A 26,233-nucleotide genomic window follows, 5' to 3' on the forward strand; every position below is an offset into this window, starting at 1 on the left:
ATCCTTCCCCCACCACCATCACTTCCAGATTCTTTAGCACTCTCCAAAAGCACAATGCCCTATGGTTCTCCCATGCGGGGAAAGATGAGAAGCTTCGACCAGGGTTCGATCCGAGCATAGTGAATTCCGTAGGCCGGGTAAGGCGCAGCCGCCACCCGGCATCCGCACGAAACCCTGGTTCCAGGACAAAAAAAACCCCGCAAATGCGGGGTTGTATCAATACAGCGAATCAGCGACGAGTACGCACGATCTGATATTTGCGCGTCAGGTACTCCACCGGCGCACTCCAGATGTGCACCAGGCGAGAGAACGGGAACAGCACAAACAGGGTCATACCCAGCACCAGGTGAACGCGGAAGATGAACGCCACGCCGTCCAGATGCTCAGAGGCACCACCGCGGAAGGTCACGACAGACTGCGCCCATCCCACCAGCTTCATCATCTCGCTGCCGTCCATATGCTGCGCAGAGAATGGAATGGTCAGCAGACCCAGCGCACACTGCACCATCAGCAGGGAGAGGATCAGGATGTCCGCTCCGGTCGTGGTAGCCCGCACGCGTGGGCTGAACAGACGACGTTTCAGCAGCAGCAGCCCACCCACCAGGGTCATCACGCCGCAGGCGCCACCGGCGAGCATCGCCATCTTCTGCTTCACTTCAATCGGCAGCCACGCTTCGTACATCCAGTGCGGCGTCAGCATCCCCAGGAAATGACCGGCGAAAATACCCAAAATCCCGATGTGGAACAGGTTTGACGCCAGGTTCATCCCTTTACGATCCAGCATCTGGCTGGAGGCAGCACGCCAGGTGTACTGGCCATAGTCATAACGCAGCCAGCTTCCCACCAGGAACACGGTGCCCGCGATATACGGGTAAATGTCAAAGAAGAACATATTCAGGAAGTGCATTAGTGCTGTCCTCCGTTAGAGATATTCAAATATTGCGGAGCCACCGCTCCGGCAAAACGACGCTGATGCGCGGAGATTTCAGATTCGCCACAGCTCTGGTCAGCAAAGAATTTCACCTGTTCTTCTTCCCAGACGGCATCCAGTGCTTGTGGGGTGTCGTCACGGGCTTCATCCGCAATTTTTTCCGCCACTTTTTGACTGTCAACCGAGGCGTTAGCCAGTTTCACCAGCAGATCGAACAGGACTGCATAATTGCTCTCACGTTGCTGGAGACGTGCGCCGAGCAACGCCAGAATGGGAGCGATGTCCTGCAACCCGCCCAGCGCTTCCTCTTTCGGCAGCTGCGCCAGATATTCCAGGTACAGAGGCAGGTGATCCGGCAGCTCGCGGCTGTCGAGTTGCAAACCGTGCTGCTCGTACTGGGCCATCAGATCCACCATCGCCTGACCACGGTCGCGGGATTCACCGTGAACGTGTTCGAACAGCAATAGAGACGTGGCACGACCACGGTCAAACAGCTGGCTGTAGTCCGCCTGCGCATCAAGAAGATCGCGCGCCAGCAGGTCGCGGAGGAAAATGCCCAGCGTCTGGGCATCCTCTTTATCCAGGTTTTCAGATGACGCGAGTGCATCAAAGAGTTCCTGCTGATGCTGCACAAGCGCAGCATCAGGGTACTCGAGCAGACGCGAAACAATGACGAGTTCAATCATTGGTGCGGCTCCGTTTTGCTGGTCACATCCATCGCGTCGATGCGGCGGCTGTTGAACAGGTTGAATTTGCTGTCTGACCCGTGGCAACCGTCGCCAAAGGTAAAGCCACACCCACTTTTCTCCGGGAAGGCCTCGCGAGCCAGCTCGCGGTGACTGCTCGGCACCACGAAACGATCTTCGTAGTTAGCGATTGCCAGATAGCGGTACATCTCCTGCGCCTGCGCTTCGGTCAGGCCGACCTCTTCCAGCGCGCGGGTATCGTTAACGCCGTCAACGGTTTCCGCACGTTTGAAGTGACGCATCGCCAGCATACGTTTCAGCGCCAGCAGCACCGGCTGGGTATCCCCTGCGGTGAGCAGGTTGGCCAGATACTGAACCGGAATACGCAGGCTTTCCACGTCCGGCAGAATGCCGTTGCTGCCCAGTTCACCTGCGTCAGCCGCAGACTGAATCGGAGACAGCGGCGGCACGTACCAGACCATCGGCAACGTGCGGTATTCCGGGTGCAGCGGCAGCGCCAGCTTCCAGTCCATCGCCATTTTGTACACCGGGGACTGCTGTGCGGCGTCAATCACGCTCTGCGGAATACCGTCTTTCAGCGCCTGCTCGATCACCTTCGGATCGTTCGGATCGAGGAAGACGTCCAGCTGACGCTGATACAGATCTTTCTCGTTCTCGGTGCTTGCGGCATTTTCAATCGCATCCGCGTCGTACAGCAGCACGCCGAGGTAGCGGATACGCCCTACGCAGCTCTCTGAGCAGACGGTCGGCATACCGGCTTCGATACGCGGGTAGCAGAAGATACACTTCTCAGACTTACCGCTCTTCCAGTTAAAGTAGATTTTTTTGTACGGGCAGCCGGTGATGCACATACGCCAGCCGCGGCACTTGTCCTGGTCGATCAGCACAATGCCATCTTCTTCACGCTTGTAGATGGCGCCGCTTGGGCAGGTCGCCACGCACGCCGGGTTAAGGCAGTGTTCGCACAGGCGCGGCAGATACATCATGAAAGTGTTTTCGAACTGGCCGTACATCGCCTTCTGCATGTTCTCGAAGTTCTGGTCTTTGGCGCGTTTTTCGAACTCGCCGCCCAGAATTTCCTCCCAGTTTGGACCGCTGGTAATTTTGTCCATGCGCTTACCGGTGATCAGCGAGCGAGGACGGGCGATCGGCTGGTGTTTGCTTTCCGGCGCGTTGTGCAGGTTCTGATAGTCGTAATCAAACGGCTCGTAGTAATCGTCGATGCCCGGCAGATGCGGGTTAGCAAAGATTTTACCGAGCAGCATCGCACGGTTACCCATGCGCGGTTGCAGTTTGCCGTTGATTTTACGGATCCAGCCACCCTTCCACTTCTCCTGGTTTTCCCAGTCGGTCGGGAAGCCGGTGCCCGGCTTACTTTCCACGTTGTTGAACCAGGCGTACTCCATACCTTCACGGCTGGTCCAGACGTTTTTACAGGTGACTGAGCAGGTATGACAGCCGATGCATTTATCCAGATTCAGCACCATGCCGACTTGTGAACGAATTTTCATTTTACGCTCTCCTGTACCTGGTCATTACCTTCGCCATCTAACCAGTTAATATTCTTCATCTTACGTACCACCACGAACTCATCGCGGTTTGATCCTACAGTGCCGTAGTAGTTAAAGCCGTAGGCCAGCTGGGCATAGCCGCCGATCATATGCGTCGGTTTCGGCGTAATACGGGTCACAGAGTTGTGAATACCGCCGCGCTGCTCGGTGATCTCTGAACCCGGCAGGTTAACGATACGTTCCTGCGCGTGGTACATCATGGTCATCCCGGCTGGTACACGCTGGCTCACCACCGCACGTGCCGTCAGGGCACCGTTGCTGTTGAACACTTCGATCCAGTCGTTATCTTCGATACCCAGATCTTTGGCGTCCGCTTCGCTCATCCAGACAATCGGCCCCCCGCGTGACAGCGTCAGCATCAGCAGGTTGTCGCTGTAGGTGGAGTGGATACCCCACTTCTGGTGCGGCGTCAGGAAGTTCAGCGCCTTCTCAGGGTTACCGTTTGATTTCGCCCCCATCACCGCTTTCACGGAGCGGGTATCGATTGGCGGACGGTAAACCAGCAGGCTTTCACCGAAGTCACGCATCCACTGGTGATCCTGATACAGAGACTGACGGCCAGAGAGCGTGCGCCATGGGATCAGCTCGTGAACGTTGGTGTATCCGGCGTTATAGGACACATGTTCATCTTCGAGGCCAGACCAGGTCGGGCTGGAGATAATCTTGCGCGGCTGAGCCTGAATATCGCGGAAGCGGATTTTCTCTTCTTCTTTATTCTTCGCCAGATGCGTATGGTCACGGCCGGTAAATTCACTCAGAGCCGCCCACGCTTTCACCGCCACGTGGCCATTGGTTTCCGGTGCCAGGGTCAGGATCATTTCCGCTGCATCAATTGCCGTGTTCAGCATTGGCTGGCCTTTGGCCGGGCCGTCTGCTTTGGTGTAATTGAGCTTGCGCAGCAGGTCCATTTCGCTCTGGGTGTTCCAGGCGATGCCTTTACCGCCGTTACCGATCTTCTCCATCAGCGGACCGATAGAGGTAAAGCGCTCGTACGTAGCCGGGTAATCACGTTCAACCGGAATAATGTGCGGCGCGGTCACGCCCGGGATCAGATCGCATTCGCCTTTTTTCCAGTCCTTCACGTCAAGCGGCTGCGCCAGTTCGGCAGCGGAGTCGTGCTGGATTGGCAGCGTCACCACGTCGGTCTCTTTGCCCAGGTGCCCTACACAGACTTCGGAGAATTTCTTCGCGATGTCTTTATAGATTTCCCAGTCGCTTTTTGATTCCCACGCCGGGTCAACGGCCGCAGACAGCGGATGAATAAACGGATGCATATCCGACGTATTCATGTCGTCTTTTTCGTACCAGGTGGCGGTAGGCAGCACGATATCGGAGTACAGGCAGGTACTGGACAGACGGAAGTCCAGCGTTACCACCAGATCCAGCTTGCCGTCCAGACCGTTGTCTTTCCATTCAACTTCTTCTGGCTTCACGCCGCCCTGCTTGCCGAGATCCTTACCCTGAATACCGTTTTCGGTACCGAGCAGGTATTTCAGCATGTACTCATGGCCTTTACCGGACGAACCCAGCAGGTTGGAGCGCCAGATGAACAGGTTACGCGGATGGTTTTTGCCGTTCTCAGGCTGTTCTGCCGCAAAACGGATTGAGCCATCCTTCAGCGATTTCACGGTGTAGTCCACCGGTGACATGCCCGCTTTCTTCGCCGCTTCCGCAATGCGCAGCGGGTTAGTGCCCAACTGCGGTGCAGACGGCAGCCAGCCCATGCGTTCAGCGCGCACGTTGAAGTCAATCAGGTGGCCGCTGTAGCGGGATTTATCCGCCATCGGCGACAGCAACTCCTGCGCGGTCACCGTCTCGTAGCGCCACTGGCTGGAGTGGTTATAGAAGTAGGAGGTGCTGTTCATGTGACGAGCCGGACGCTGCCAGTCAAGGGCAAACGCCAGCGGCTGCCAGCCGGTCTGCGGACGCAGTTTTTCCTGGCCCACGTAGTGCGCCCAGCCACCGCCGCTCTGCCCGACGCAGCCACAGAAGATCAGCATGTTGATCAGGCCGCGATAGTTCATATCAAGGTGATACCAGTGGTTCAGACCGGCACCGACGATGATCATGGAGCGACCGTGAGTTTTGTCTGCGTTTTCCGCAAATTCGCGGGCGATACGGGTGATTTGGGCGCGTGGCACACCGGTGATCTGCTCCGCCCAGGCTGGTGTATAAGCCTTCACGTCGTCATAGCTGGTCGCGCAGTTTTCGTCGTTCAGACCGCGCTCCAGGCCATAGTTCGCCATGGTCAGATCGTAGACCGTAGTGACCAGAGCGGTAGAACCGTCCGCCAGTTGCAGGCGCTTAACCGGCAGTTTGTGCATCAGAACGTTTTGCAGCTCAACCTTGTTGAAGTGCTCGGAACCTTCACCACCAAAGTACGGGAAGCCGACATCGGCGATTTCGTCCTGGCTGCCCAGCATGCTGAGGCGAAGTTCTGTCTCTTCACCCGTGGTGCCGTTACGCTGTTCCAGGTTCCATTTGCCTTTTTCTCCCCAGCGGAAGCCGATAGAACCGTTTGGCGCCACCAGCTCGCCGTTGCTGTTGCAGGCGACCGTTTTCCACTCCGGGTTGTTTTCCTGACCCAGCGCGTCCACAAGATCCGCAGCACGCAGCATACGGCCAGCGGCGTAATAGCCGTCACGCTCTTCAAGCATCACCAGCATTGGCATGTCGGTGTAGCGACGCACGTAATCGGTGAAATACTGGCTTGGCTTGTCGAGGTGGAATTCACGCAACATGACGTGGCCCATCGCCAGCGCCATGGCGGCATCAGTACCCTGTTTCGGTGCCAGCCACAGGTCGCACAGTTTGGCGATTTCGGCGTAGTCCGGGGTCACGGCAACGGTTTTGGTCCCTTTGTAACGTACTTCGGTAAAGAAGTGCGCATCAGGGGTACGGGTCTGCGGAACGTTAGAGCCCCAGGCGATGATGTAGCTGGAGTTGTACCAGTCAGCGGACTCCGGCACGTCGGTCTGTTCGCCCCAGGTCTGCGGCGACGCTGGCGGCAGGTCGCAGTACCAGTCGTAGAAGCTCAGACAGGTACCGCCGATAAGTGAAAGGTAGCGCGCGCCGGAGGCGTAAGAGACCATCGACATTGCCGGGATTGGCGAGAAGCCTGCCACGCGGTCAGGACCGTAAGTTTTCACGGTATAGACGTTGGAGGCCGCAATCAGCTCGTTCACCTCTTTCCAGGAAGAACGAACGAAACCACCGCGACCACGCGCCTGTTTGAAGCTTTTCGCTTTGTCGGCGTCCTCGATGATGGATGCCCAGGCATCAACCGGATCGCTGTGCTGCACTTTCGCTTCACGCCACATTTTCATCAGGCGTTTACGCATCAGCGGGTATTTCAGACGGTTGGCACTGTAGAGATACCAGGAGTAGCTGGCCCCACGCGGGCAGCCGCGCGGTTCATGGTTCGGCATATCCGGACGGGTACGCGGATAGTCGGTCTGCTGCATTTCCCAGGTCACCAGACCGTTTTTAACGAAAATCTTCCAGCTACATGAGCCAGTGCAGTTTACACCGTGGGTAGAACGGACAACTTTGTCATGCTGCCAGCGTTGACGGTAACCGTCTTCCCAGTCCCGGTTGGTATCCAGAACCTGGCCGTGCCCATCGGCAAAAGTTTCACCCTTCTGTTTGAAGTAGCGAAACCGGTCCAAAAATTTGCTCATCGGGTATCTCCTGTGTGGAGCCTGTGGCTCTCTAAATCGACATTGCTGATTTGCAGCGAAGGTAACGCTATGAAAGATGGTGAGAATTGATAACGATCAAGACGGAGGGGGGTCTCTGAGGGGGGGATTAGATCAAATACCACCAAAGCGGTAGCTGTTAATATTTTTTAACTTAATGATTTATATGGATATATTTTATTTATCGTACAATAAGTGGAGCAAAATTTAACATCTAAGGTATTAAGGGGTAGAGACACCTGTAAAGCGATGGCGATCACAGCGTTACCTGCGTGCGACTACGGGAAACGCTATTAGTATGTTGTAACTATTAAGCGATTAAAAAAAGCGCGGCACTCAGGCCGCGCAAACGGATAATCAAGCTTACTTGTTTTTCTTGGTATTACGGCCATATACCAGCCAGGTGATAACCACACAGGCGATATAGAAGACGAGGAATACCTTCATCGCACCCGCCGGAGAGCCGGTCAGATCCAGTGAGATACCGAACGCTTTTGGAATAAAGAAGCCGCCAATCGCGCCAATCGCAGAGATAAACCCAAGCGCCGCAGCAGTATCGGTGGCGGCTTCACGCATCGCCTGCTCGTCGCTCCCGCCCTGCGCTTTCACGCGGTCCATGGTCAGCTTGCGGAAGATGACAGAGATCATCTGGAAAGTAGACGCACTGCCCAGCCCAGCGGTCAGGAACAGCACCATGAAGACGCCGAAGAAGGCAAAGAAGTTACCTCCCTCACCACCCGCAGGCAGCGTCAGGAACAGCAGCGCACAGAAGATGGCCATCAATACAAAGTTCACCAGCGTAACGCGCGTTCCGCCCAGACGGTCGGAGATCATCCCGCCCAGCGAACGTGCCAGCGCGCCAATAAACGGACCGAAGAAGGCAAACTGAAGGATCTGTACGTCCGGGAACTGGGTTTTCGACAGCATGGCAAAGCCTGCGGAGAAACCGATGAACGAGCCGAAGGTCGCCAGATACAGCAGTGCCATTACCCACAGGTGGCCACGTTTCAGAACCGGCAGCTGCTCGCTCAGGGACGCTTTGGACGCGGACAGGTCGTTCATGAAGAACCATGCCGCCAGGGTAAAGACCACCAGGAACGGTACCCAAATCCAGGAGGCATTTTGCAGGAACAGCACTGAACCGTCGGGCTGCGTCACACCGCCGCCGCCAAAGGCCGCAAAGATGGAGACCGAGATCGCCAGCGGAGCAATCAGCTGCATCACGCTCACGCCCATGTTACCCAGACCGCCGTTAATGCCCAGCGCACCACCCTGCTTCGCTTTCGGGAAGAAGAAGCTGATGTTTGCCATACTGGACGCAAAGTTCGCCCCCGCAAAGCCGCACAGCAGAGAGATAATCACGAACACGCTAAACGGTGTAGAGGTATCCTGCACCGCAAAACCGAGCCACACGCACGGCACGATCATGATCCCGGTACTGAAAGCCGTCCAGCGACGACCACCAAAGACCGGCACCATAAACGCGTAAGGAACGCGCAGCAGTGCGCCTGAAAGCGACGGCAACGCAGTCAACATAAACAGCTGATCGGTGGTAAAGGTAAAGCCCACTTTTGGCAGGTTAACCGCAACCGCACTGAACAACATCCAGACGCAAAACGCCAGTAACAGACATGGCACGGAAATCCACAGATTACGACTTGCTATACGGTGGCCGCGCTGTTGCCAGAACGCCGGATCCTCTGGACGCCAGTCTGTAATAACGGCACCAGTTTCCCTTTCGGGAGCGGAAGAGTGACTCATAGACACCTCTGATTCTCGAATGATGCTGCAAACATTAGGGCTTTAGGGCGGCGGTAAGTTGATATAAATCAAAGGAAAAGTGGGAGGTTTTGCGGCGAAAAAAAAGCCATCACTCTTAATGAGTAGATGCAAAACGTAAAAAAGGTGTGGTTTTTCACGGTGCTGACGCATCCCTGCTTCGTCCACCCACTAACCGTTACCTCTCTGGCAATTTAGAGGTAATCCTTTATTGGTATGGGTATACTCCAGGGTATGCACCAGAATAGCGCCATTCCTGCAATCAGGTCACGTCAGGAGCCCGGCAACTCTATGTTAAAAAGATGTTTATCTCCGCTGACGCTGGTTAACCAGCTGGCGCTTATTGTTCTGCTGTCCACCGCTATCGGTGTGACCGGCATGGCTATTTCTGGCTGGCTGGTACAGGGTGTGCAGGGTAATGCGCATGCCATCAACGAGGCAGGCTCGCTACGTATGCAGAGTTACCGGCTGCTGGCGTCGGTGCCGCTGACGCAGGCTGACCAACCGCTTATCGACGAAATGGAGCGTACCGCATTCAGCCCTGAACTGGAAAGAGCCGCCATCCGTGACGGCCAGCAATCTCAGCTTAAGGCGCTTCAGGGCTACTGGCATACCCAGCTGGAGCCCGGGTTAAAGCGGGCGGAAGACCGGGAAACGGTCGCCCAGGATGTCGCCGGGTTTGTGTCACGCATCGATCATCTCGTCTCCTCGTTCGATCGCACCACAGAGTTACGCATTGACCGCGTGGTGATGGTTCACCGCGCAATGGCGCTGTTTATGGGTTTGCTGCTGATTTTCACGGTTATCTGGCTGCGCGCGCGGTTGCTTAACCCCTGGAAGCAACTCCTGGCGATGGCCCGCGCCGTCACACAGCGCGATTTTACCCAACGCACGCACATCAGCGGGCGCAACGAAATGGCGATGCTCGGCGAGGCGCTCAACACCATGTCGGCGGAGCTATCTGAAAGCTACGCGGTACTGGAAAAACGCGTCCAGGAGAAAACCGCCGGGCTTGAGCAGAAAAACGAGATCCTCTCTTTCCTCTGGCAGGCGAACCGTCGCCTGCATATGCAGGTACCGCTTTGCGAGCGTCTCTCGCCGGTACTGAACGGCCTGCAAAACCTGACTCTGCTCCACGATCTTGAGCTACGGGTTTATGACGTTGAAGATGAGGAAAACCATCAGGAATTTACCTGTCAGTCGGACATCTCCTGCGACGATAAAGGGTGTCATCTGTGCCCGCGCGGCTTGCCGCCGCTTACCACCAGCGGCACGACCCTCAAGTGGCGGCTGATGGACAGCCATACCCAGTACGGTATTTTGCTGGCCACCCTGCCCGCCGGACGTCACCTGAGCCACGACCAGCAGCAGTTGGTCGATACTCTTGTAGAGCAGCTCACGGCCACGCTGGCGCTCGACCGTCACCAGGAAAAACAACAGCAGCTGATCGTGATGGAGGAGCGCGCCACCATCGCCCGCGAGCTGCACGACTCCATCGCCCAGTCCCTCTCCTGCATGAAGATGCAGGTGAGTTGCCTGCAAATGCAGGACGAAGGCATGCCCAAGAGCAGCAAACAGCTGCTCAGCCAGATCCGCAACGAGCTTAACACCTCGTGGATTCAGCTTCGCGAGCTGCTGACCACCTTCCGTTTACAGCTCACCGAGCCGGGGCTACGCCCTGCGCTGGAGTCCAGCTGTCAGGAATTTAGTGCCAGGCTGGGCTTCCCGGTGAAGCTGGATTACCAGTTGCCACCGCGTTTTGTCCCCTCTCACCAGGCGATCCATGTGCTGCAAATTGCCCGTGAAGCCCTGAGCAACGTGCTCAAGCATGCCGAGGCGACGGCCGTCACGGTCACCGTCAGCTGCCAGGATAATCAGGTGAAGCTCAGGGTTCAGGATAACGGCCGCGGCGTGCCGGAAAATGCCGAACGAACGAACCATTATGGTTTAATCATCATGCGAGACCGCGCGCAAAGCCTGCGCGGTGATTGCCAGGTTCGCCGGGGAGAGTCAGGTGGCACCGAAGTCGTGGTCACCTTTATACCCGAAAAGCCCCTTATAACTGCTCAAGGAGAAAACCATGACTAATCAGGAACCGGCATCTATCCTGTTGATTGACGATCATCCGATGCTGCGCACTGGCGTTAAACAGCTTGTCAGCATGGCGCCCGATATCACCGTCGTCGGGGAAGCCAGCAACGGCGAACAGGGTATTGAACTTGCCGAATCGCTCGATCCTGATTTAATCTTGCTCGATCTCAACATGCCGGGCATGAATGGCCTGGAAACCCTCGACAAGCTGCGGGAGAAATCCCTCTCTGGCCGGGTGGTGGTCTTCAGCGTCTCAAACCATGAAGAAGACGTGGTCACCGCCCTCAAGCGGGGGGCAGACGGCTATCTGCTGAAAGATATGGAGCCGGAAGATCTGCTCAAGGCGCTGCAACAGGCTGCCGCAGGCGAGATGGTGCTGAGTGAAGCGTTAACGCCGGTACTGGCCGCCAGCCTGCGTGCGAACCGCGCCACATCTGACCGTGACGTCAGCCAGTTGACCCCGCGCGAGCGCGACATTCTGAAGCTGATTGCTCAGGGTCTGCCGAACAAAATGATCGCCCGCCGTCTGGACATCACCGAGAGCACGGTCAAAGTGCATGTCAAACACATGCTGAAGAAAATGAAGTTAAAATCCCGCGTCGAAGCCGCCGTCTGGGTGCATCAGGAGCGCATTTTTTAACTTACTCATCCGGCAGCAACTTCCACCGTGGATCGTCGGCAGGCATTGCGACGAGCGGTTGCACCACGGAAAGCGTGATCTCATTGGAGGAGACACGCTGCCCATCCTTATCTTCCACCACGGCCGTAAGCCGCCATTCGTTTTTCGCCCCTTCCGCGTCGTTCCAGGCGGGCATGATTATGCTCCAGCCATCGCTGCTGTTGCTGTTTGCCGGTGAGGTCAGGCTGAGCGCCTGGGTATCACCCAGCCAGTGGATCTGACGGATACCGTGCGTGCTGCGAATTTGCAGCTTCAGCATCACAGTTTCGCCTGGCTTAAGATCCCACGGCGGCGTGGCCAGATAGACCGAGAGGGTTTTACGCTGACGGAATTCCATCACGGGCAGATTATCACGCTCAGGTGAATCATAGCGGCTGCCCCGCAGCGAGCGCGTCGCCGCCACTTCCCCGGCGGAAAGCTGTTTCGCCAGCGGCACGCCAAAGCGATAGTTGAGCTTCAGCCCGAGGTTATTCTGGCTAACGCCGCTCTCCCCCTGCTTATGGGCAGCCGTCAGGGTGACCAGCGGAACGGGGGTATAGTTCAGCCCCAGGTTGACCGCAACCGGGTTGTGATACCCCGTACCGCTGTTAAACAGATCGACGTTATCGCCAAAATACTGTTCAAAGCTGACGCTGGTGTTCAGGTGATGAAACCAGGGAAGCCAGGCTTTGGCCGTTACGTCGTACCCGCGCGCCATGCGCTGCTCCCGGATGTCGGAACGCGGCTGCCAGCCAGCGAACGGCTGGTAGTAATTGGCCGACAGGCGAAGGTTTTCGCCCCACGCCTCTGCGCCCAGTCCGGCACGTTGCAGGTTGTCTTCCAGCAGGTTGTCGTAAAAAGTGTTGTAGCCCAGCAGCCAGTTTCCGGCAACCCAGCGCTGCCCGATCCCGACGTTGCTCACCAGCCCGTCTGTCTGCTGCGTCAGGCCAAGCTGGCTCCAGCTCAGATAGCGGGTGTTGTCGTTCCAGGGGATAAACCAGCTTCCGCTGCTGCCGTTAAAGTTGCCGTCGTCATCCACCAGTACATTGACGTTGGCGTTACCCCAGGGGGAAAGCCAGGATTCAATCTGCTCGTTGACTTCCCCGCTGACGGCATCCCGCACCTTGCCAAACGCGAACTGTCGCGCCTGCTGACCGGCCGTCAGGCCGTTATCGATCATACTGGCTTCACCGAAGGCCTTTGCCATTTCAGCCAGGTGCTTTTCGCCTTCGGTAGTCGGTTGCGCCATACCGAGATCCGGCAGACTATCGCCGTTGTTATCAAACGGATTTTGCGCCTGCTGCACGAAGGATTTCGGCGCACCGTGAACGGCTCCAGCCGTAAAAAGGGGGAGTAACAGCAAAAAACGGATGCGGGACGATACAGCCTTCAACGTCGTCAATCAGAACCTGTGTTTATGAACAAACACTTATTATGTTAACGCCATAAGCCCTGAAAACCAGTCTTAACAGAAATTTCAGGAATATCCTGAACAGAATTGTCGGGTGGCGGCTTCGCCTTACCCGACCTACAAATTCGTGCCGGTGCGAAGCCGCCACCTGACGCCTTTACACTATTATCCCAACAACCCTTTCAGCTCCGGCAGGCAGGAGCCGCAGTTCGTACCGCAACGCAGCTTCACGCCCAGCGCTGCGGCAGAATTACAGCCTCCGGCTATCGCCTTACGTATCGTATTTTCACCCACGCTAAAGCAGCTACAGATAATTCGCCCGGGATCGGCATCTTCGCCCGGCCGTTGTCCCTGCAGCAGCGCGTGGCGTTCAGCGAGTTGTACGGGCGCAGCAGCAAAGGCTTCTTCAATAAACGCATGCGCCAGCGCCGGCAGCGTCTGGCCCTCCCAGTAGCCCAGCATCAGCTCGCCGTGATGCCAGGCGAGCACGCTGCTGCGTTCTCCCGTCTGTGCCACCTGTAACTGCCAGCCCCGACCGCTGGCGTACGCCATGACCCACGACAGCAACGGCTGCTCCCCCGCCACCGTCAGACGTGAGGCTTTACGCCACCAGCAGACCGACAGCGGCAGCGCTGGCAACTCGCGGGCATACAGCTCCCCCTGCCAGGCGGGTAGCCAGGGCAGGATCCTCACCGCGGTTTGTTTACTCTCCGGCTGGCCGGACCAGGCATCAACCCGCCCTTCCACCAGCGCGTTGACCTTCCCCTGCCGGGCAAACTGCGCGTTCCAGTGCATCGGCGCAAACAGCTCGCCCGCACGCTGTGCGGTAGAGATACGTACTCTGGCAACCATGACCCCGCGCGGGGAACTTATCCGCGCCAGCTGGCCGTCAGTCAGCCCCGCGCGCGCCGCATCGGTTGCGTTCATCTCAATAAAAGGCTCATCGATATGCTGCATCAGGCGCGAAACATACCCCGTGCGCGTCATGGTGTGCCACTGATCGCGGATCCGCCCGGTATTCAGTATCAAGGGGTACAATTCGTCGACGCCTGCCCCATGCGAGGAAGGATCAACCGGTACAAGATTTCTTTGCGGGAAATCACCGGCATGCCACTGATAAGGCGCCAGCTCGTCCCACGCCTCTCGCGACAGCGACGCCAGTTCGCGCAGGTTTAGCGCCCGTTCGCCGTTATTTTCAAACGCCGTCAGCGCCGCATGTTCACAAAATATCTCATGAGGGTGTTCCCAGGCGAAGGCATCGCCATAACCGAGCTGCTCTGCGATCCGGGCGATGATCCACCAGTCCGGTCTGGCCTCGCCCGGCGCAGGCAGAAACGCGCGCTGGCGAGAAATACGCCGCTCGGAATTGGTCACCGTTCCGTCTTTTTCGCCCCAGCCCAGGGCGGGAAAACGGATATGAGCAAACCGGCTGGTGTCCGTCTCCTGCATCACCTCAGATACTATTACCAGCGGGCAGGCTGCCAGGGCCTGGCACACCGCGTGGCTGTCGGGAAGTGACACGGCAGGATTGGTGCCCATGATCCACACCACCTTCACTTCGCCGCGGGCAATCGCGTCAAACAGCTCTACCGCCATCAGCCCCGGCGTTTGTGCCAGCCGCTCGGTTCCCCAGAAACGCGCCACGCGCGAAAGATCGTCCGGCTCGAAGTTCATGTGCGCCGCCAGCTGGTTCGCCAGCCCACCCACTTCCCGCCCGCCCATGGCGTTTGGCTGTCCGGTCAGCGAAAACGGGCCGCAGCCCGAACGGTTGAACTTCCCGCTGGCAAGATGCACGTTAATGATGGCGTTACACTTGTCGCTGCCGCTGGAGGACTGGTTGATCCCCATGGTGTAGAGCGTGATCGCGCGTGGCGCAGTGACAAACCAGTCGTAGAAGGTGCCAATCTCGTCTGAAGGCAGATCGCAAAACGCGGCCACGTGAGGAATCGGCCACTCGCCGCTCCCCTGAATCAGATTGAGCAACCCCACAAACAGCCCGGCATCGCTGCCGGGCTTAAGCGCCAGATGCAGGTCAGCGACATCGCAGGTGGCGGTTTTGCGCGGATCGATCACGACCACTTTCATCTGCGGGTTGCTGCGTTTTGCCTGCACCAGCCGCTGATACAGCACCGGATGCGTCCAGGCCGCGTTTGAGCCAACGAGTACCACCAGATCGCTGTTTTCCACGTCCTCGTAGCTGCACGGCACAATGTCTTCACCGAAGGCGCGTTTGTAGCCCACCACCGCCGACGACATGCACAGCCGCGAGTTGGTATCAATGTTCGCCGCCCCGATAAAGCCTTTCATCAGCTTGTTGGCCGCATAGTAATCCTCGGTCAACAGCTGGCCGGAGGCATAAAACGCCACCGCCTGCGGCCCCCATTCGTTGATGATCTTCCGTAGCCGCTCGCCCGCTTCACCCAGCGCCTGCGGCCATGCCACCTCCATGCCGTCAACAACCGGGCGCAGCAGACGTCCCTGCAACCCCGTCGTTTCCCCAAGGGCAGATCCTTTTACGCACAGGCGACCAAAGTTCGCCGGATGAGTTTCATCCCCACGAACGCTTACCGCGCCATCTTCCACACTGGCGACCACACCGCAGCCTACCCCGCAGTAAGGGCACGTTGTACGGGTTTCCGTCATGAGGCCTCCGCACGCATCACCAGCTCTTGGCTTCCAACCCAAACCTTGCCGTTTTCAATTTTTACCGGCCAGGCGCGCACCACGGGTTCGCCGTTCTCCACCTGACACCCATCGCGCAGACGTATGCGCTGCTTGTAAAGCGGGGAAATCACCACCGGCTCGCCCGCTGCATCGCCAAGGATGCCGCGCGAAAGCACGTTCGCGCTGCTGCCCGGCTCCAGGTCGTCCAGGGCATAAACGGACGTTCCAAAGCGGAACAGCGCAATCGGTTTTCGGCCAAGCCGCGCGCCGATGCCCGCCTGCTCGGGGATATCATCGATGCCGCAAATTTCCTGCCAGCGCTTGCTCTCCGCCGCGGCAGGGACATTCACCGCGGTGCGGAACAGCGCCAGGCGATCAGGATCGTTGAGGGTGGTTTGCCATTCGCACTGATAGGTCTCCACCACCCGGGCCATCTCCTGCTCCAGCTCGTGGGCGATCCCAAGGCTGTCGTTCAGGATCACCTCGCGCAGATAGTCGAGGCCGCCTTCCAGGTTATCCATCCAGGTACTGGTGCGTTGCAGACGATCTGCCGTGCGAATGTAGAACATCAGGAAACGGTCAACGGTGCGGATCAGCGTTTCGTCGTCCAGATCGCTGGCAAAGAGATCCGCGTGGCGCGGCTTCATCCCGCCGTTGCCGCACAGATAAAGGTTCCAGCCCTTGTCCGTGGCAATCACCCCCACGTCTTTGCTCTGCGCCTCTGCGCACTCACGGGTACAGCCGGAGACCGCCATTTTGATTTTGTGCGGCGCACGTAACCCCTTGTAGCGATGCTCCAGTTTGACCGCAAGGCCGGTGGAGTCCTGCACGCCATAGCGACACCAGGTCGACCCGACGCAGGATTTCACCGTGCGCAGGGATTTCCCGTACGCATGTCCGGTCTCAAATCCGGCCTCCACCAGCGCCTGCCAGATTTCCGGCAACTGTTCGAGCGTGGCGCCAAACAGGTCAATACGCTGTCCGCCGGTGATTTTGCTGTAAAGGCTATAGCGTTTCGCAATCTGGCCTATGGCGATCAGCCCGTCGGCCGTCACTTCCCCGGCGGGCATGCGCGGCACGATGGAATACGTTCCGTCCTTCTGAATATTGGCAAAGTAGCGGTCGTTGGTGTCCTGCAGCGGCAGATGCGCCGGTTTCAGCAGGTATTCGTTCCAGCAGGAGGCCAGCACTGATCCCACCAGCGGTTTACAGATCTCACAGCCGTGCCCTTGTCCGTAACGGCTGATAAGCTGGTCGAAGGTCCGGATATGGTTGACGCGCACCAGGTGGTATATCTCCTGACGCGAGTACGAGAAGTGCTCACAGATATCTTTTTTCACCTCCACGCCCTGCTCCGCAAGCTGGAACTCCATCACCTGCTTCACCAGCGCGCTACAACCTCCGCAGCCGGTCGCCGCTTTGGTGCACTGCTTAATGGCGCCGATATCCGTTGCGCCCGCGCTTACCGCCAGGCAGATATCCCCTTTGCTGACGTTATGACACGAACAGATCTGCGCGCTTTCCGGCAGCGCCGCCACGCCCAGCGCTTTTGGCGTGCAGCCTGACGACGCGGGTAAGATCAGCGTTTCAGGCTCTTTTGGCAGACTGATGCCGTTAAGCATCATCTGCACCAGCGTGGCGTATTCGCTGGCATCGCCCACCAGCACGCCACCCAGCAGGGTTTTGCTGTCGTGACTGACCACAATTTTTTTGTAGATTTGCTGCGGCCCGTGCGTCCACTGGTAGCTCAGCGCCCCCGGCGTGCGCCCGTGGGCATCGCCAAACGACGCCACATCCACACCCAGCAACTTGAGTTTGGTACTCATATCCGCGCCGGTGAAGCGCTTCTCCTCACCCGCCAGCACAGCGGCGGCCACGCGCGCCATCTGGTAGCCCGGGGCCACCAGGCCAAAGATTTTCCCCTCCCACAGCGCGCATTCCCCGATGGCAAGCACGTCCGGATCGGAGGTCCGGCAGCCGTCGTCAATACAGATCCCGCCGCGCTCGCCAATAGCCAGCCCGCTGTTGCGCGCCAGCGCGTCCTGCGGACGAATACCGGCAGAGAAGACGACCATGTCCGTTTCCAGCTGTTCACCCTCGGCAAAACGCAGCACCAGCCCGTCGTCTGCGGTGGCAATCTCCGTCGTCGATTTACTGGTGTGTACCCCTACGCCCAGCGCCTCAATTTTCTTGCGCAGCATTGCCGCACCGTCGCTGTCGAGCTGCACCGCCATCAGGTTCGGCGCAAACTCCACCACGTGGGTTTCCAGCCCTAGCTGCTTAAGCGCATTCGCCGCCTCCAGCCCCAGCAGGCCGCCGCCAATTACCACGCCGCGGCGAGAGCCTGCCGCATGGGCCGCAATATTGTCCAGATCGTCGAGGGTGCGGTAGACAAAACAACCCGGCAGATCGCTGCCCGGAACGGGCGGTACGAACGGGTACGAGCCGGTCGCCAGCACCAGCTTATCCCAGTGGGTTTCATGGCCGCTGGCGGTACGCACAACGTGTGCATCACGATCGATAGCGACAATCTGCTGCGAGAGGCGCAGTTCAATGCCGTTATCGGCAAAGAACTCCCCCGCCACCAGCGAGAGCGAGTCCGCGCTGCGTCCGCCAAAATATTCCGACAGATGCACGCGGTCATAGGCCGCATAGCGCTCTTCGCCAAAAACAATAATCTGATATTGCTGATGCAAATTGCGGTTAACGCAGTCTTCGAGGAAATGATGGCCGACCATACCGTGCCCAACCACCACCAGAGTAGGTTTTGTCATAGCGTTCTGTCCTGCAACCTGCGGTTGCGTTGTGAAACGATCGAACAGCCAGTCCGCGTGGGCGGGCGCAGCCGTTGCCAGTAAATCGGTAAAGGTTGCCGCGCTGCGGCAGTCACCCATCAGCAGCACGCCAGCCAGCGCCCCCTGATGGATCAGTAAACGTCGATAGTGACGGGTCAGCGGGTCCCATGAACTCCATACCACATCGTCCGCCTGCGCCGTCGCGCGTCCGAGGCTGAACAGCTCCACGCCGGTCACCTTAAGACGCACGCCGTTGTCGGTCCGGGTAAACGGCGCGGTGATCTCCCCGGCCAGCCGCGCGGCGAGAATATCCGCCTGCGCCAGACAGGGGGCGACCAGGCCAAATGTCTGGCCGTCAATTTCACAGCACTCGCCGATGGCGTAGATATCCGGCACGGAGGTTTGCATCTGGTGATCCACCACGATGCCGCGCGCGCAGTGAATGCCGCTGGCTTTTGCCAGCGCAACGTTGGGTTGTACACCCGTGGCCAGCACCACGCGCGCGGCGGTGACGCTGTGCCCGTTGAGTAGCGTCACGCTCTTGCCGTTAATCGCCGCGATGCCAGAGGCGAATTCACAGCTTACACCCCGCGCCGCCAGCGCCTCTTCAAGCAGCAGTCCCGCCTGCTGATCCAGCTGCTGTTCCATCAGCCAGGGACCACGATGGATAAGCGTGACGTTGTCACCGTTGCGCGCCAGCGCTGCCGCTGCTTCCACGCCAAGTACGCCACCGCCCAGCACTACCGCCGGACCGGAGAGGTTCTGGATGGCGCGGGTCTCTGCCAGGGTGCGAAAGGTGAACACATGCGGCGCATCGCCGCCGGGGATCGGCGGCACTACAGGGGTAGACCCGGTGGCAAACACCAGCGCATCCCAGCCCAGCGTGCGAGCAGAGGTACGCACTTTACGCGCGTTAACGTCTACTGCGAGCACCGTTTCTCCTCGCAGCACCGTCACGCCTCGTGCCGTGTACCAGTCTTCATCGTGCAGACAGATGTGCTCCGCCTGCTTTTCGCCACCCAGCACCGGCGAAAGCTGGATGCGGTTGTATGCCTGCTCCGGCTCGTCACCGATGACGGTGATAGCGAAACGACCGGGAACACGCCCGGTGAGCGACGCAATCAGCCGGGTTGCCGCCATACCATTACCGATAATGACCAGTCGCATCGTGCCCCCTCATTACGCCGCTTTCGGCTGTTTTTCGTAGAGGAAATGGAGGATCTGCTGGCGCATGTGGTGATAGCGGCTGTCGTCCGCCAGCTGCACCCGGTTGCGCGGGCGCGGCAAATCGACGCGCAGGATCTCACCCACGGTGGCCGCCGGGCCGTTGGTCATCATCAGTACGCGGTCAGAGAGCAGTACCGCCTCGTCCACGTCGTGGGTGATGAGCACGATGGTGGTGTTCAGCGCCTGCTGGATCTGCATCACCGAGTCCTGAAGATGGGCACGCGTCAGCGCATCGAGCGCGCCAAACGGCTCATCCATCAGCAGCACTTTCGGCTTCATTGCCAGCGCCCGGGCAATACCGACGCGCTGCTTCATACCGCCGGAGATCTCCCCGGGGCGCTTATTCAGCGCGTGGCCCATCTGCACCCGGTCGAGATTGTGCTCAATCCACTCTTTGCGCTCGGCCTTACTCATGGTGCGACGGAAGACCTGATCCACCGCCAGCGCCACGTTGTCGAAGCAGGTTAACCACGGCAGCAGCGAATGATTCTGAAACACTACCGCACGCTCAGGCCCCGGCCCGGCGATTTCGCGGTTGTCGCAAATCAGCCCGCCTTCCGTCGGCAGCGTGATCCCGGCGATCAGGTTTAACAGGGTCGACTTGCCGCAGCCGGAGTGACCAATCAGACTGACGGTTTCGCCCTCGTGGATATCAAAAGAGACGTTTTGCAGCGCCAGAAACTCGCCGCTGGCGGTGGAAAAACGCTGGCTCACGGCCTGGACCTGAATTAAAGGTTTCATCTTCACTCCTTATTTTTCCTGCCAGCTAAAGCGACGGGCGATCAGCATCAGCCCCTGCTCCAGCAGCAACCCGACCACGCCAATGATGACGATGGCGATGAGAATGTTTTCGACGTTGAGGTTGTTCCACTCATTCCAGATCCAGAAGCCAATGCCTAAACCTCCGGTGAGCATCTCGGCGGCGACAATCACCAGCCAGGCAATGCCAATGGAGAGACGTACCCCGGTCAACACCGCAGGCAGCACGGCGGGGAAAAGAATGCGGCGCATGATGGTCCACTCTGAGAGTTGCAGCACCCGGGCCACGTTGAGGTAGTCCTGCGGAATACGGCGCACCCCTTCGGCGGTGTTAATGACCATCGGCCAGATGGAGCAGATGAAAATGGTCCAGCTCGACGCGGGCTCCGCTTTCTGGAACAGCAGCAGGCCGATAGGCAGCCAGGCCAGCGGGCTGACCGGACGCAGGAGCGCGATCAGCGGGTTGAACATGCGGGAGAAAAAGGTGAAGCGCCCAATCAAAAAGCCCAGCGGAATGCCCGCCAGCGCCGCCAGACCGAAGCCGATGGCGACGCGCTGCAACGACGCCAGCACGTTCCAGCCAATGCCCATATCGTTTGGCCCGTCGCGATAAAACGGATCGGCAAACAGGGTCATGGCCGAATCGAGCGTGCTGAGCGGCGTCGGGAAACCTTTACTGTTTATCGCCGCCAGCTGCCAGAGCACCACCAGCAGACCGAGACCGAGCAGCGCCGGGATGACGCGCTGTAAAAACTCATTCATCCGACGCGTAAACGCTGGCGCACGACGGCGAACCTGTAGCGGAGGCAGGACAATCACTTCCCCGCTCTCTGACTTCTCTTGTGGTTGCGTATTTTGCAGATGCTGCATACTCAGGCCCCTTTACGGTGAATGGCGAAGCGGTTGGCGTACCCTTCCGGATCGGTGCCGTTCCAGACGGTGCCGTCCATCAGGGTACTGCTGCGATACGGTGATGACGGTGTGGACATGCCGCCCACGGCGGTCGCGGCATCCTGCCAGACCGCGGTCTGGTTAATGCGCTGTGCGATGCCCGCATAATCCGGCGCGGCGTTGAGCAAGCCCCAGCGGCGGAACTGGGTTAAGAACCACATGCCGTCGGAGAGATACGGGTAGCTCACGGCACCCTCGTTGAAGAAACGGATCGGGTGCGCATCCTGCCAGCGTTGACCGAGCCCGTTGTCGTATTCGCCGAGCATGCGTCCGGTGAGGTACTGTTCCTTGCAGTTGAGCCATGCGCGGCGCGAGAGGATCTGCGCGGTTTCACGTTTGTTTTCCGCTGACGCCTCGATCCAGCGCGCGGCTTCCATCACAGCGCTCACCAGCGCCCGTGCGGTGTGCGGATTTTTCACCACCCAGTCGCGTCGGGTGCCGAGGATCTTTTCCGGGTGATCGGCCCAGATGGACTGTGACGTGGCGGCGGTAAACCCGATGCGGTCGTTAATCGCCCGCGCGTTCCACGGCTCGCCGACGCAGAACCCGACCATGTTGCCGATGCGCATGTTCATCACCATCTGTGGCGGCGGGACCACCACAGTGCGCACGTCGTCAAACGGGTTAATGCCCGCACTGGCCAGCCAGTAGTAGAGCCACATAGCGTGTGTCCCCGTCGGGAAGGTATGCGCGAAGGTGTAGGTTCCCGGTGCCTGCTGTGTAATCAGCTTTTTCAGCCCGTCGAGATCACGAACGCCCTTCTCCGCCAGATCGCTGGAGAGCGTAATGGCCTGACCGTTCTGGTTGAGAGTCATCAGGTTCGCCATCTGCTGCGGCTTGCCCGCGATACCCAGCTCCAGTCCGTACAGCAGGCCGTAAAGAATGTGTGCGGCGTCCAGCTCCCCCGCCACCAGCTTGTCGCGCACCGCCGCCCAGCTCGCCTCTTTAGTAGGTACAATGGTAATGCCGTGTTTTTTATCGAACCCTTTCAGGGCCGCGATAACCACTGGCGCGCAATCGGTCAGGGGGATAAACCCGATACGCACGGTATCCTGCTCCGGCTTATCTGACCCCGCCGCCCATGCGGCCTGCATGACACCCGGCAACAGCAACGCACCACTCGCCAGCATGCTGGCCTGCAATAACCGCCGTCTCGACAAATCCGCCATAATTGCTCCTGAAAAAAGGCAAAAAAAAGCGCCCGACGGTGCTGAAGCACCGCTGGACGCCTTTATCCCGAAGACGTATGCACCGCCGTTGGCGCATCGTCAAAAATAGTTAATCTGTTAATGCAAAGGTGATGCCAGCTTTTTAACCCCGGCGTTACGGGGTTTCTGCAAGGAGAGCGCTCTTTTACGCACCTCAATCAGGCATTAAATGCCCACTGACTGTGCAACTACTCCCCAGGGGGTACCTTCCACAGATTTTTCACCGTAAGGAGCGCACGGGCGATATCCACCATGCGTTGGTTTTTATCCATCGCCATTTTGCGCAGGGCTGTCCACGCCTGCTCCTCGCTCATGTTCTGATGCGTCATTAGCACGCTTTTGGCTTTGTCGATGGTCTTGCGCTCCTCCAGCGTGTCGCGCAGGGAAGCAAGCTGACGGGAGAGTTGCTCAATTTCACGCGCCTGCTGGCGCACCAGCGGCAGCAGTGGTCTATCCGGAAATCGCGCCAGGATATCGTCGTACTCATCGTCTATGTGCAGGTTTTCGCTATAGCGACGCTTCTCAACTGCCGTCATCAGATCGGCAATGGCCACCTCCTCCAGCGTGCGCAGATGCTCAAGACGCGCGGTTTGCAGGGCAAACCATTTGAGGGCGGTATCGCCATCATCTGCCGGAGGCTGGCGGGTGCACGCTTCACGCCTGAGTTTTTCAGTCTCCAGACCCGGCTGACAGTTGAGGGTAAACGTCTCCTGCACGTCTGGAGTGCAATGGGAGATAAAAACCTCAAAGCAGGCCTGCTGGCCATCAATGCGATCCACCAGCCGCTGGCGAGTTTCATCGTCAAAGAATCCCTGGGTGAAACCAATAGCCCCTAACGCCCGCTCTTGTCCCACAAGTTCTTTGCCCTGCATCAGGCTGTAAAGGGCCACAAATCGGCCCGCGATGTGCGGATCGTCAATGCTGTCGCTGAGTTGAGGTACGATATTGAGCAGAAGCCGCAGTATGCGGCTGTAGTGTTCCATCGCCTGCGGCGCGGTGACGCGTTGACCTGTAACGCCATCACGCAGCACCGTCAGCGTTTCAAGGCCGTGCAGTGCGTTGGCGATACGTTCGCAGAGGGCGCTGCCCGGCAGCGGTTCGCTAAACAGGAGGTGCAATGCCGCAAGGTTTTCATCCACCAAAGCCCTGCTGGCCTTGCATTCAGGCCCGTACAATTTACCCTGCGAGCAGAGCCAGACATTTGACGCACCGCGTTCGCACTGTAGCATATGCACCAGTCGACTGATGCCGTTCACCAGTGCGCCCAGCTGCGCTAATCTGCCGAGCTGTTCCTCCCGCAGCATTCTTGCACGCTGGAACCATTCGGTCGCGCCAGGCGAACTGCCAGCCACTATCGTCATCGTTTCTCTCTCCGATACATATTCTTCGGTATGAGAAGCAATATTCGTGCCTTTTCAAAGAACAGGAGTCAACATGCAGAAGATTGTGATCGTCGCCAACGGTGCGGCCTACGGCAGTGAATCCCTTTTTAACAGTCTACGCCTGGCAATCGCGCTGCGCGATAAGGAGAGTGAGCTGGAGCTGCGCCTCTTTTTGATGTCCGATGCCGTCACGGCCGCGCTGAAGGGGCAGAAACCCGCTGAGGGCTACAACATACAACACATGCTGGAGATCCTGACCGCGCAAAACGTTCCGGTCAAGCTGTGCAAAACCTGTACCGACGGTCGCGGCATTACCGGGCTGCCCCTGATTGATGGCGTGGAAATTGGCACGCTGGTTGAACTGGCTGAATGGACTCTTACCGCTGATAAAGTATTAACTTTTTAATAATAAATCGCTAAAAATATTATTTTCTTATGGACGCGGTTTCAGCATCAAGTTTACCTGCGCCATTGCCGATAGGCATGGAAACAACACAGCAGGTATTACACTTATGTTCAGATCCATTCGCGCCCGCATTATTGCGGCGACGACAGGCTGTATGGTCGTCGCCCTTCTTCTTAATACCATTATCAACTTTCAGGTCACGCGCCAGGATAATCAGCAGTCGCAGCGCGATATACTGACCAGCACCAGCGCCAGCCACAATATGGCGATTGCCGACTGGGTCAAAAGCAAAATGACGGTGATTGCCTCCGCGCAGAGCATCGCGCTGGCTGACGATCCGGTTCCGGTATTTAAGCAATTAGCCCAGGCGGGCGGCTTCACCAACGTCTACGCAGGCTACGCCAGCAAGACGGCGAAATTCTCCGATCCTGCGGGGGTCCCGGCGGATTATGACCCAACCATTCGTCCCTGGTATCAGCAGGTGGTGAGCACGGACGGCCCGGTTGTGACGGCGCCCTACGTTGATGCCGGGACCGGGAAGCTGGTGGTGACGTTTGCCGTACCGGTGAAGGAGAATGGTACTCTGAAAGCAGTGGTAGCGGGCGATGTCGCCATGGATAGCGTGGTGGCGAACGTGCGCGGGATCCACCCAACGCCTGCCAGCAGCGGGTTGCTCCTGAACAGCGACGGCACGGTTATTGCCGCCAACGAGCCGACCCTGACGCTGAAGCCGTTTACCGGGACGATCAAAGGCATCGACCTTGCGGCGCTGAAGAGCGGTAATCCGGTCGACGGGACGCTCAATGATGAGGAAAAAACCTTTATCGCCTCAGCCGTGCCGGGCACGAACTGGCTGCTGGTCGTCGCCCTCGACAGCAGCGACGCTACCTCCGGCATGCGTTCCTTGCTGAAAGCGTCGGCAATCTCGCTGGTGATTCTGGCGCTTCTGAGCGGCGCCATTGTCCACCTCCTGATAGCCCGCCTGCTTAAGCGCCTGTCCGACATTCGCGACGCGATGCACAGCATTGCCAACGGCACCAACGATCTGTCCCAGCGTCTGCCGGATAGCGGCGATGACGAAGTGGCGCAAATTGCGCAGGCGTTCAACGCCTTCAGCAATAAACTCTCGGTGGTGATGGTCCAGCTTCGCGACGCCAGCGCCTCAGTGAAAAACGCCGCGCAGGAGATTGCGGCAGGCAATCAGGATCTCTCCGGACGTACCGAGCAGGCCGCGTCCAGCCTGCGTGAGACCGCCAGCGCCGTGGAAGAGATAACCGCCTCCGTCACCCAGTCGAATGAATCGGCCGAAGAGGCCAACGACCAGGCCAGTAAGGCCTCTGCGGCCGCAGCGCGCGGCGGCGAAGTTGTCTCGCAGGCAATCAGCACCATGCAGTCCATCGAAGTGGCTTCTGCAAAGATTGGCGATATCACCAGCGTGATTGACGGCATCGCCTTCCAGACCAACATTCTGGCGCTTAACGCCTCCGTCGAAGCGGCTCGTGCCGGTGAGCAGGGCCGTGGGTTCGCGGTCGTTGCGGGGGAAGTGCGTAATCTGGCCAGCCGCAGCGCTCAGGCGGCGAAAGAGATAAAATCCCTTATTGACTCCACTACCGAAAGCGTTGCAACCGGCTCCCGGTTTGTGCACCTTGCGGGCGACAGCATGGATGAGATCCGCGCCAGCGTCGGGAGCGTGTCTGGCATTATGCGTGAAATATCTATTGCCACCCGCGAGCAGATGAAAGGGATCCATGAAATTAACCACGCGGTGACTCACCTGGATCGTATGGTGCAGCAGAACGCTGAACTCGTTGTACAGTCTGCTGCGGCGGCCAGCGCGCTGCAAAGCCAGGCGGGCGACCTTGCTGAGACCGCTGGCCATTTCCGCATATAATTTTTCCCGGACGCGCGTTAAGCAGGGAAAACGCGCGTCCGCTGAAAGGTTTCAGGGATTTTGTCATTTTTGTTTAATCGTTGCGCCATTTTTTGATCGAAATC

General features: G+C 58.5%; 16 protein-coding genes. 4 read left to right on the forward strand and 12 right to left on the reverse strand.

The window, feature by feature from the left end; all coding sequences use genetic code 11:
- Positions 1-229 precede the first annotated feature (229 nt).
- The 5 genes from narI to INF86_RS15145 all read right to left on the reverse strand — a co-directional run bounded on the left by narI (position 230) and on the right by INF86_RS15145 (position 8,668).
- On the reverse strand, positions 230-907 hold the full coding sequence (gene narI, locus INF86_RS15125; protein WP_126290891.1) for a respiratory nitrate reductase subunit gamma: 678 nt from the start codon (positions 905-907) through the stop codon (positions 230-232).
- A complete protein-coding gene (gene narJ / locus INF86_RS15130; RefSeq protein WP_022648360.1) occupies positions 907-1,617 on the reverse strand; it encodes a nitrate reductase molybdenum cofactor assembly chaperone in 711 nt (236 codons plus the stop codon). Before narJ ends, narI begins: the two co-directional genes overlap by 1 nt.
- A complete protein-coding gene (narH, locus tag INF86_RS15135) occupies positions 1,614-3,149 on the reverse strand; it encodes a nitrate reductase subunit beta (protein ID WP_032624103.1) in 1,536 nt (511 codons plus the stop codon). The genes narJ and narH overlap by 4 nt, the downstream gene beginning before the upstream one ends.
- Entirely contained in the window at positions 3,146-6,889 is a 3,744-nt protein-coding gene (locus INF86_RS15140) for a nitrate reductase subunit alpha (RefSeq protein WP_023300281.1), read from the reverse strand. The genes narH and INF86_RS15140 overlap by 4 nt, the downstream gene beginning before the upstream one ends.
- 381 nt (positions 6,890-7,270) lie before the next feature.
- Positions 7,271-8,668, reverse strand: a complete 1,398-nt coding sequence (locus INF86_RS15145) for a NarK family nitrate/nitrite MFS transporter (RefSeq protein ID WP_022648363.1) — start codon at positions 8,666-8,668, stop codon at positions 7,271-7,273.
- A gap of 309 nt (positions 8,669-8,977) precedes the next feature.
- On the opposite strand from INF86_RS15145, the gene narX reads away from it, so the two are divergent.
- Positions 8,978-10,774: a nitrate/nitrite two-component system sensor histidine kinase NarX gene (gene narX, locus INF86_RS15150; RefSeq protein WP_193543675.1), complete on the forward strand. Its 1,797-nt coding sequence runs from the start codon at positions 8,978-8,980 to the stop codon at positions 10,772-10,774.
- Positions 10,767-11,417: a two-component system response regulator NarL gene (narL, locus tag INF86_RS15155; protein ID WP_003856701.1), complete on the forward strand. Its 651-nt coding sequence runs from the start codon at positions 10,767-10,769 to the stop codon at positions 11,415-11,417. The genes narX and narL overlap by 8 nt, the downstream gene beginning before the upstream one ends.
- A 1-nt stretch (position 11,418) precedes the next feature.
- Here narL and INF86_RS15160 read toward each other — a convergent pair whose 3' ends face one another.
- From INF86_RS15160 to nasR, 7 genes are all read right to left on the reverse strand, one after another.
- Positions 11,419-12,837, reverse strand: a complete 1,419-nt coding sequence (locus INF86_RS15160) for a YchO/YchP family invasin (protein ID WP_023306424.1) — start codon at positions 12,835-12,837, stop codon at positions 11,419-11,421.
- Between the two features lie 174 nt (positions 12,838-13,011).
- Positions 13,012-15,489, reverse strand: a complete 2,478-nt coding sequence (locus tag INF86_RS15165) for a nitrate reductase (RefSeq protein WP_193543676.1) — start codon at positions 15,487-15,489, stop codon at positions 13,012-13,014.
- Positions 15,486-19,472, reverse strand: coding sequence for a nitrite reductase large subunit NirB (gene nirB / locus INF86_RS15170; RefSeq protein WP_193543677.1), 3,987 nt, complete (start codon positions 19,470-19,472; stop codon positions 15,486-15,488). The genes INF86_RS15165 and nirB overlap by 4 nt, the downstream gene beginning before the upstream one ends.
- A gap of 12 nt (positions 19,473-19,484) precedes the next feature.
- Complete coding sequence (locus tag INF86_RS15175; protein WP_022648368.1) at positions 19,485-20,273, reverse strand: ABC transporter ATP-binding protein; 789 nt, start codon at positions 20,271-20,273, stop codon at positions 19,485-19,487.
- A 9-nt stretch (positions 20,274-20,282) separates the two neighbouring features.
- Positions 20,283-21,161 (reverse strand): nitrate ABC transporter permease, encoded by an 879-nt coding sequence (ntrB, locus tag INF86_RS15180; RefSeq protein WP_022648369.1) that lies wholly within the window; start codon positions 21,159-21,161, stop codon positions 20,283-20,285.
- A 2-nt stretch (positions 21,162-21,163) separates the two neighbouring features.
- Positions 21,164-22,411 carry a CmpA/NrtA family ABC transporter substrate-binding protein gene (locus INF86_RS15185; RefSeq protein WP_193543678.1) on the reverse strand — a complete coding sequence of 416 codons (1,248 nt, stop codon included), beginning with the start codon at positions 22,409-22,411 and terminating at the stop codon, positions 21,164-21,166.
- A 227-nt stretch (positions 22,412-22,638) separates the two neighbouring features.
- Positions 22,639-23,811 (reverse strand): nitrate regulatory protein NasR, encoded by a 1,173-nt coding sequence (gene nasR, locus INF86_RS15190; RefSeq protein WP_193543679.1) that lies wholly within the window; start codon positions 23,809-23,811, stop codon positions 22,639-22,641.
- A gap of 73 nt (positions 23,812-23,884) precedes the next feature.
- Here nasR and INF86_RS15195 point away from each other — a divergent pair, with 73 nt between their 5' ends.
- Together INF86_RS15195 and INF86_RS15200 are read left to right on the forward strand one after the other, a co-directional pair.
- Entirely contained in the window at positions 23,885-24,238 is a 354-nt protein-coding gene (locus tag INF86_RS15195) for a DsrE/DsrF/TusD sulfur relay family protein (RefSeq protein ID WP_023300288.1), read from the forward strand.
- A gap of 106 nt (positions 24,239-24,344) precedes the next feature.
- Positions 24,345-26,129, forward strand: a complete 1,785-nt coding sequence (locus INF86_RS15200) for a methyl-accepting chemotaxis protein (RefSeq protein ID WP_023306429.1) — start codon at positions 24,345-24,347, stop codon at positions 26,127-26,129.
- Positions 26,130-26,233 lie beyond the last annotated feature (104 nt).

Source organism: Enterobacter cloacae complex sp. I1M (assembly GCF_014982425.1).
Taxonomy (GTDB): Bacteria; Pseudomonadota; Gammaproteobacteria; order Enterobacterales; family Enterobacteriaceae; genus Enterobacter; species Enterobacter intestinihominis.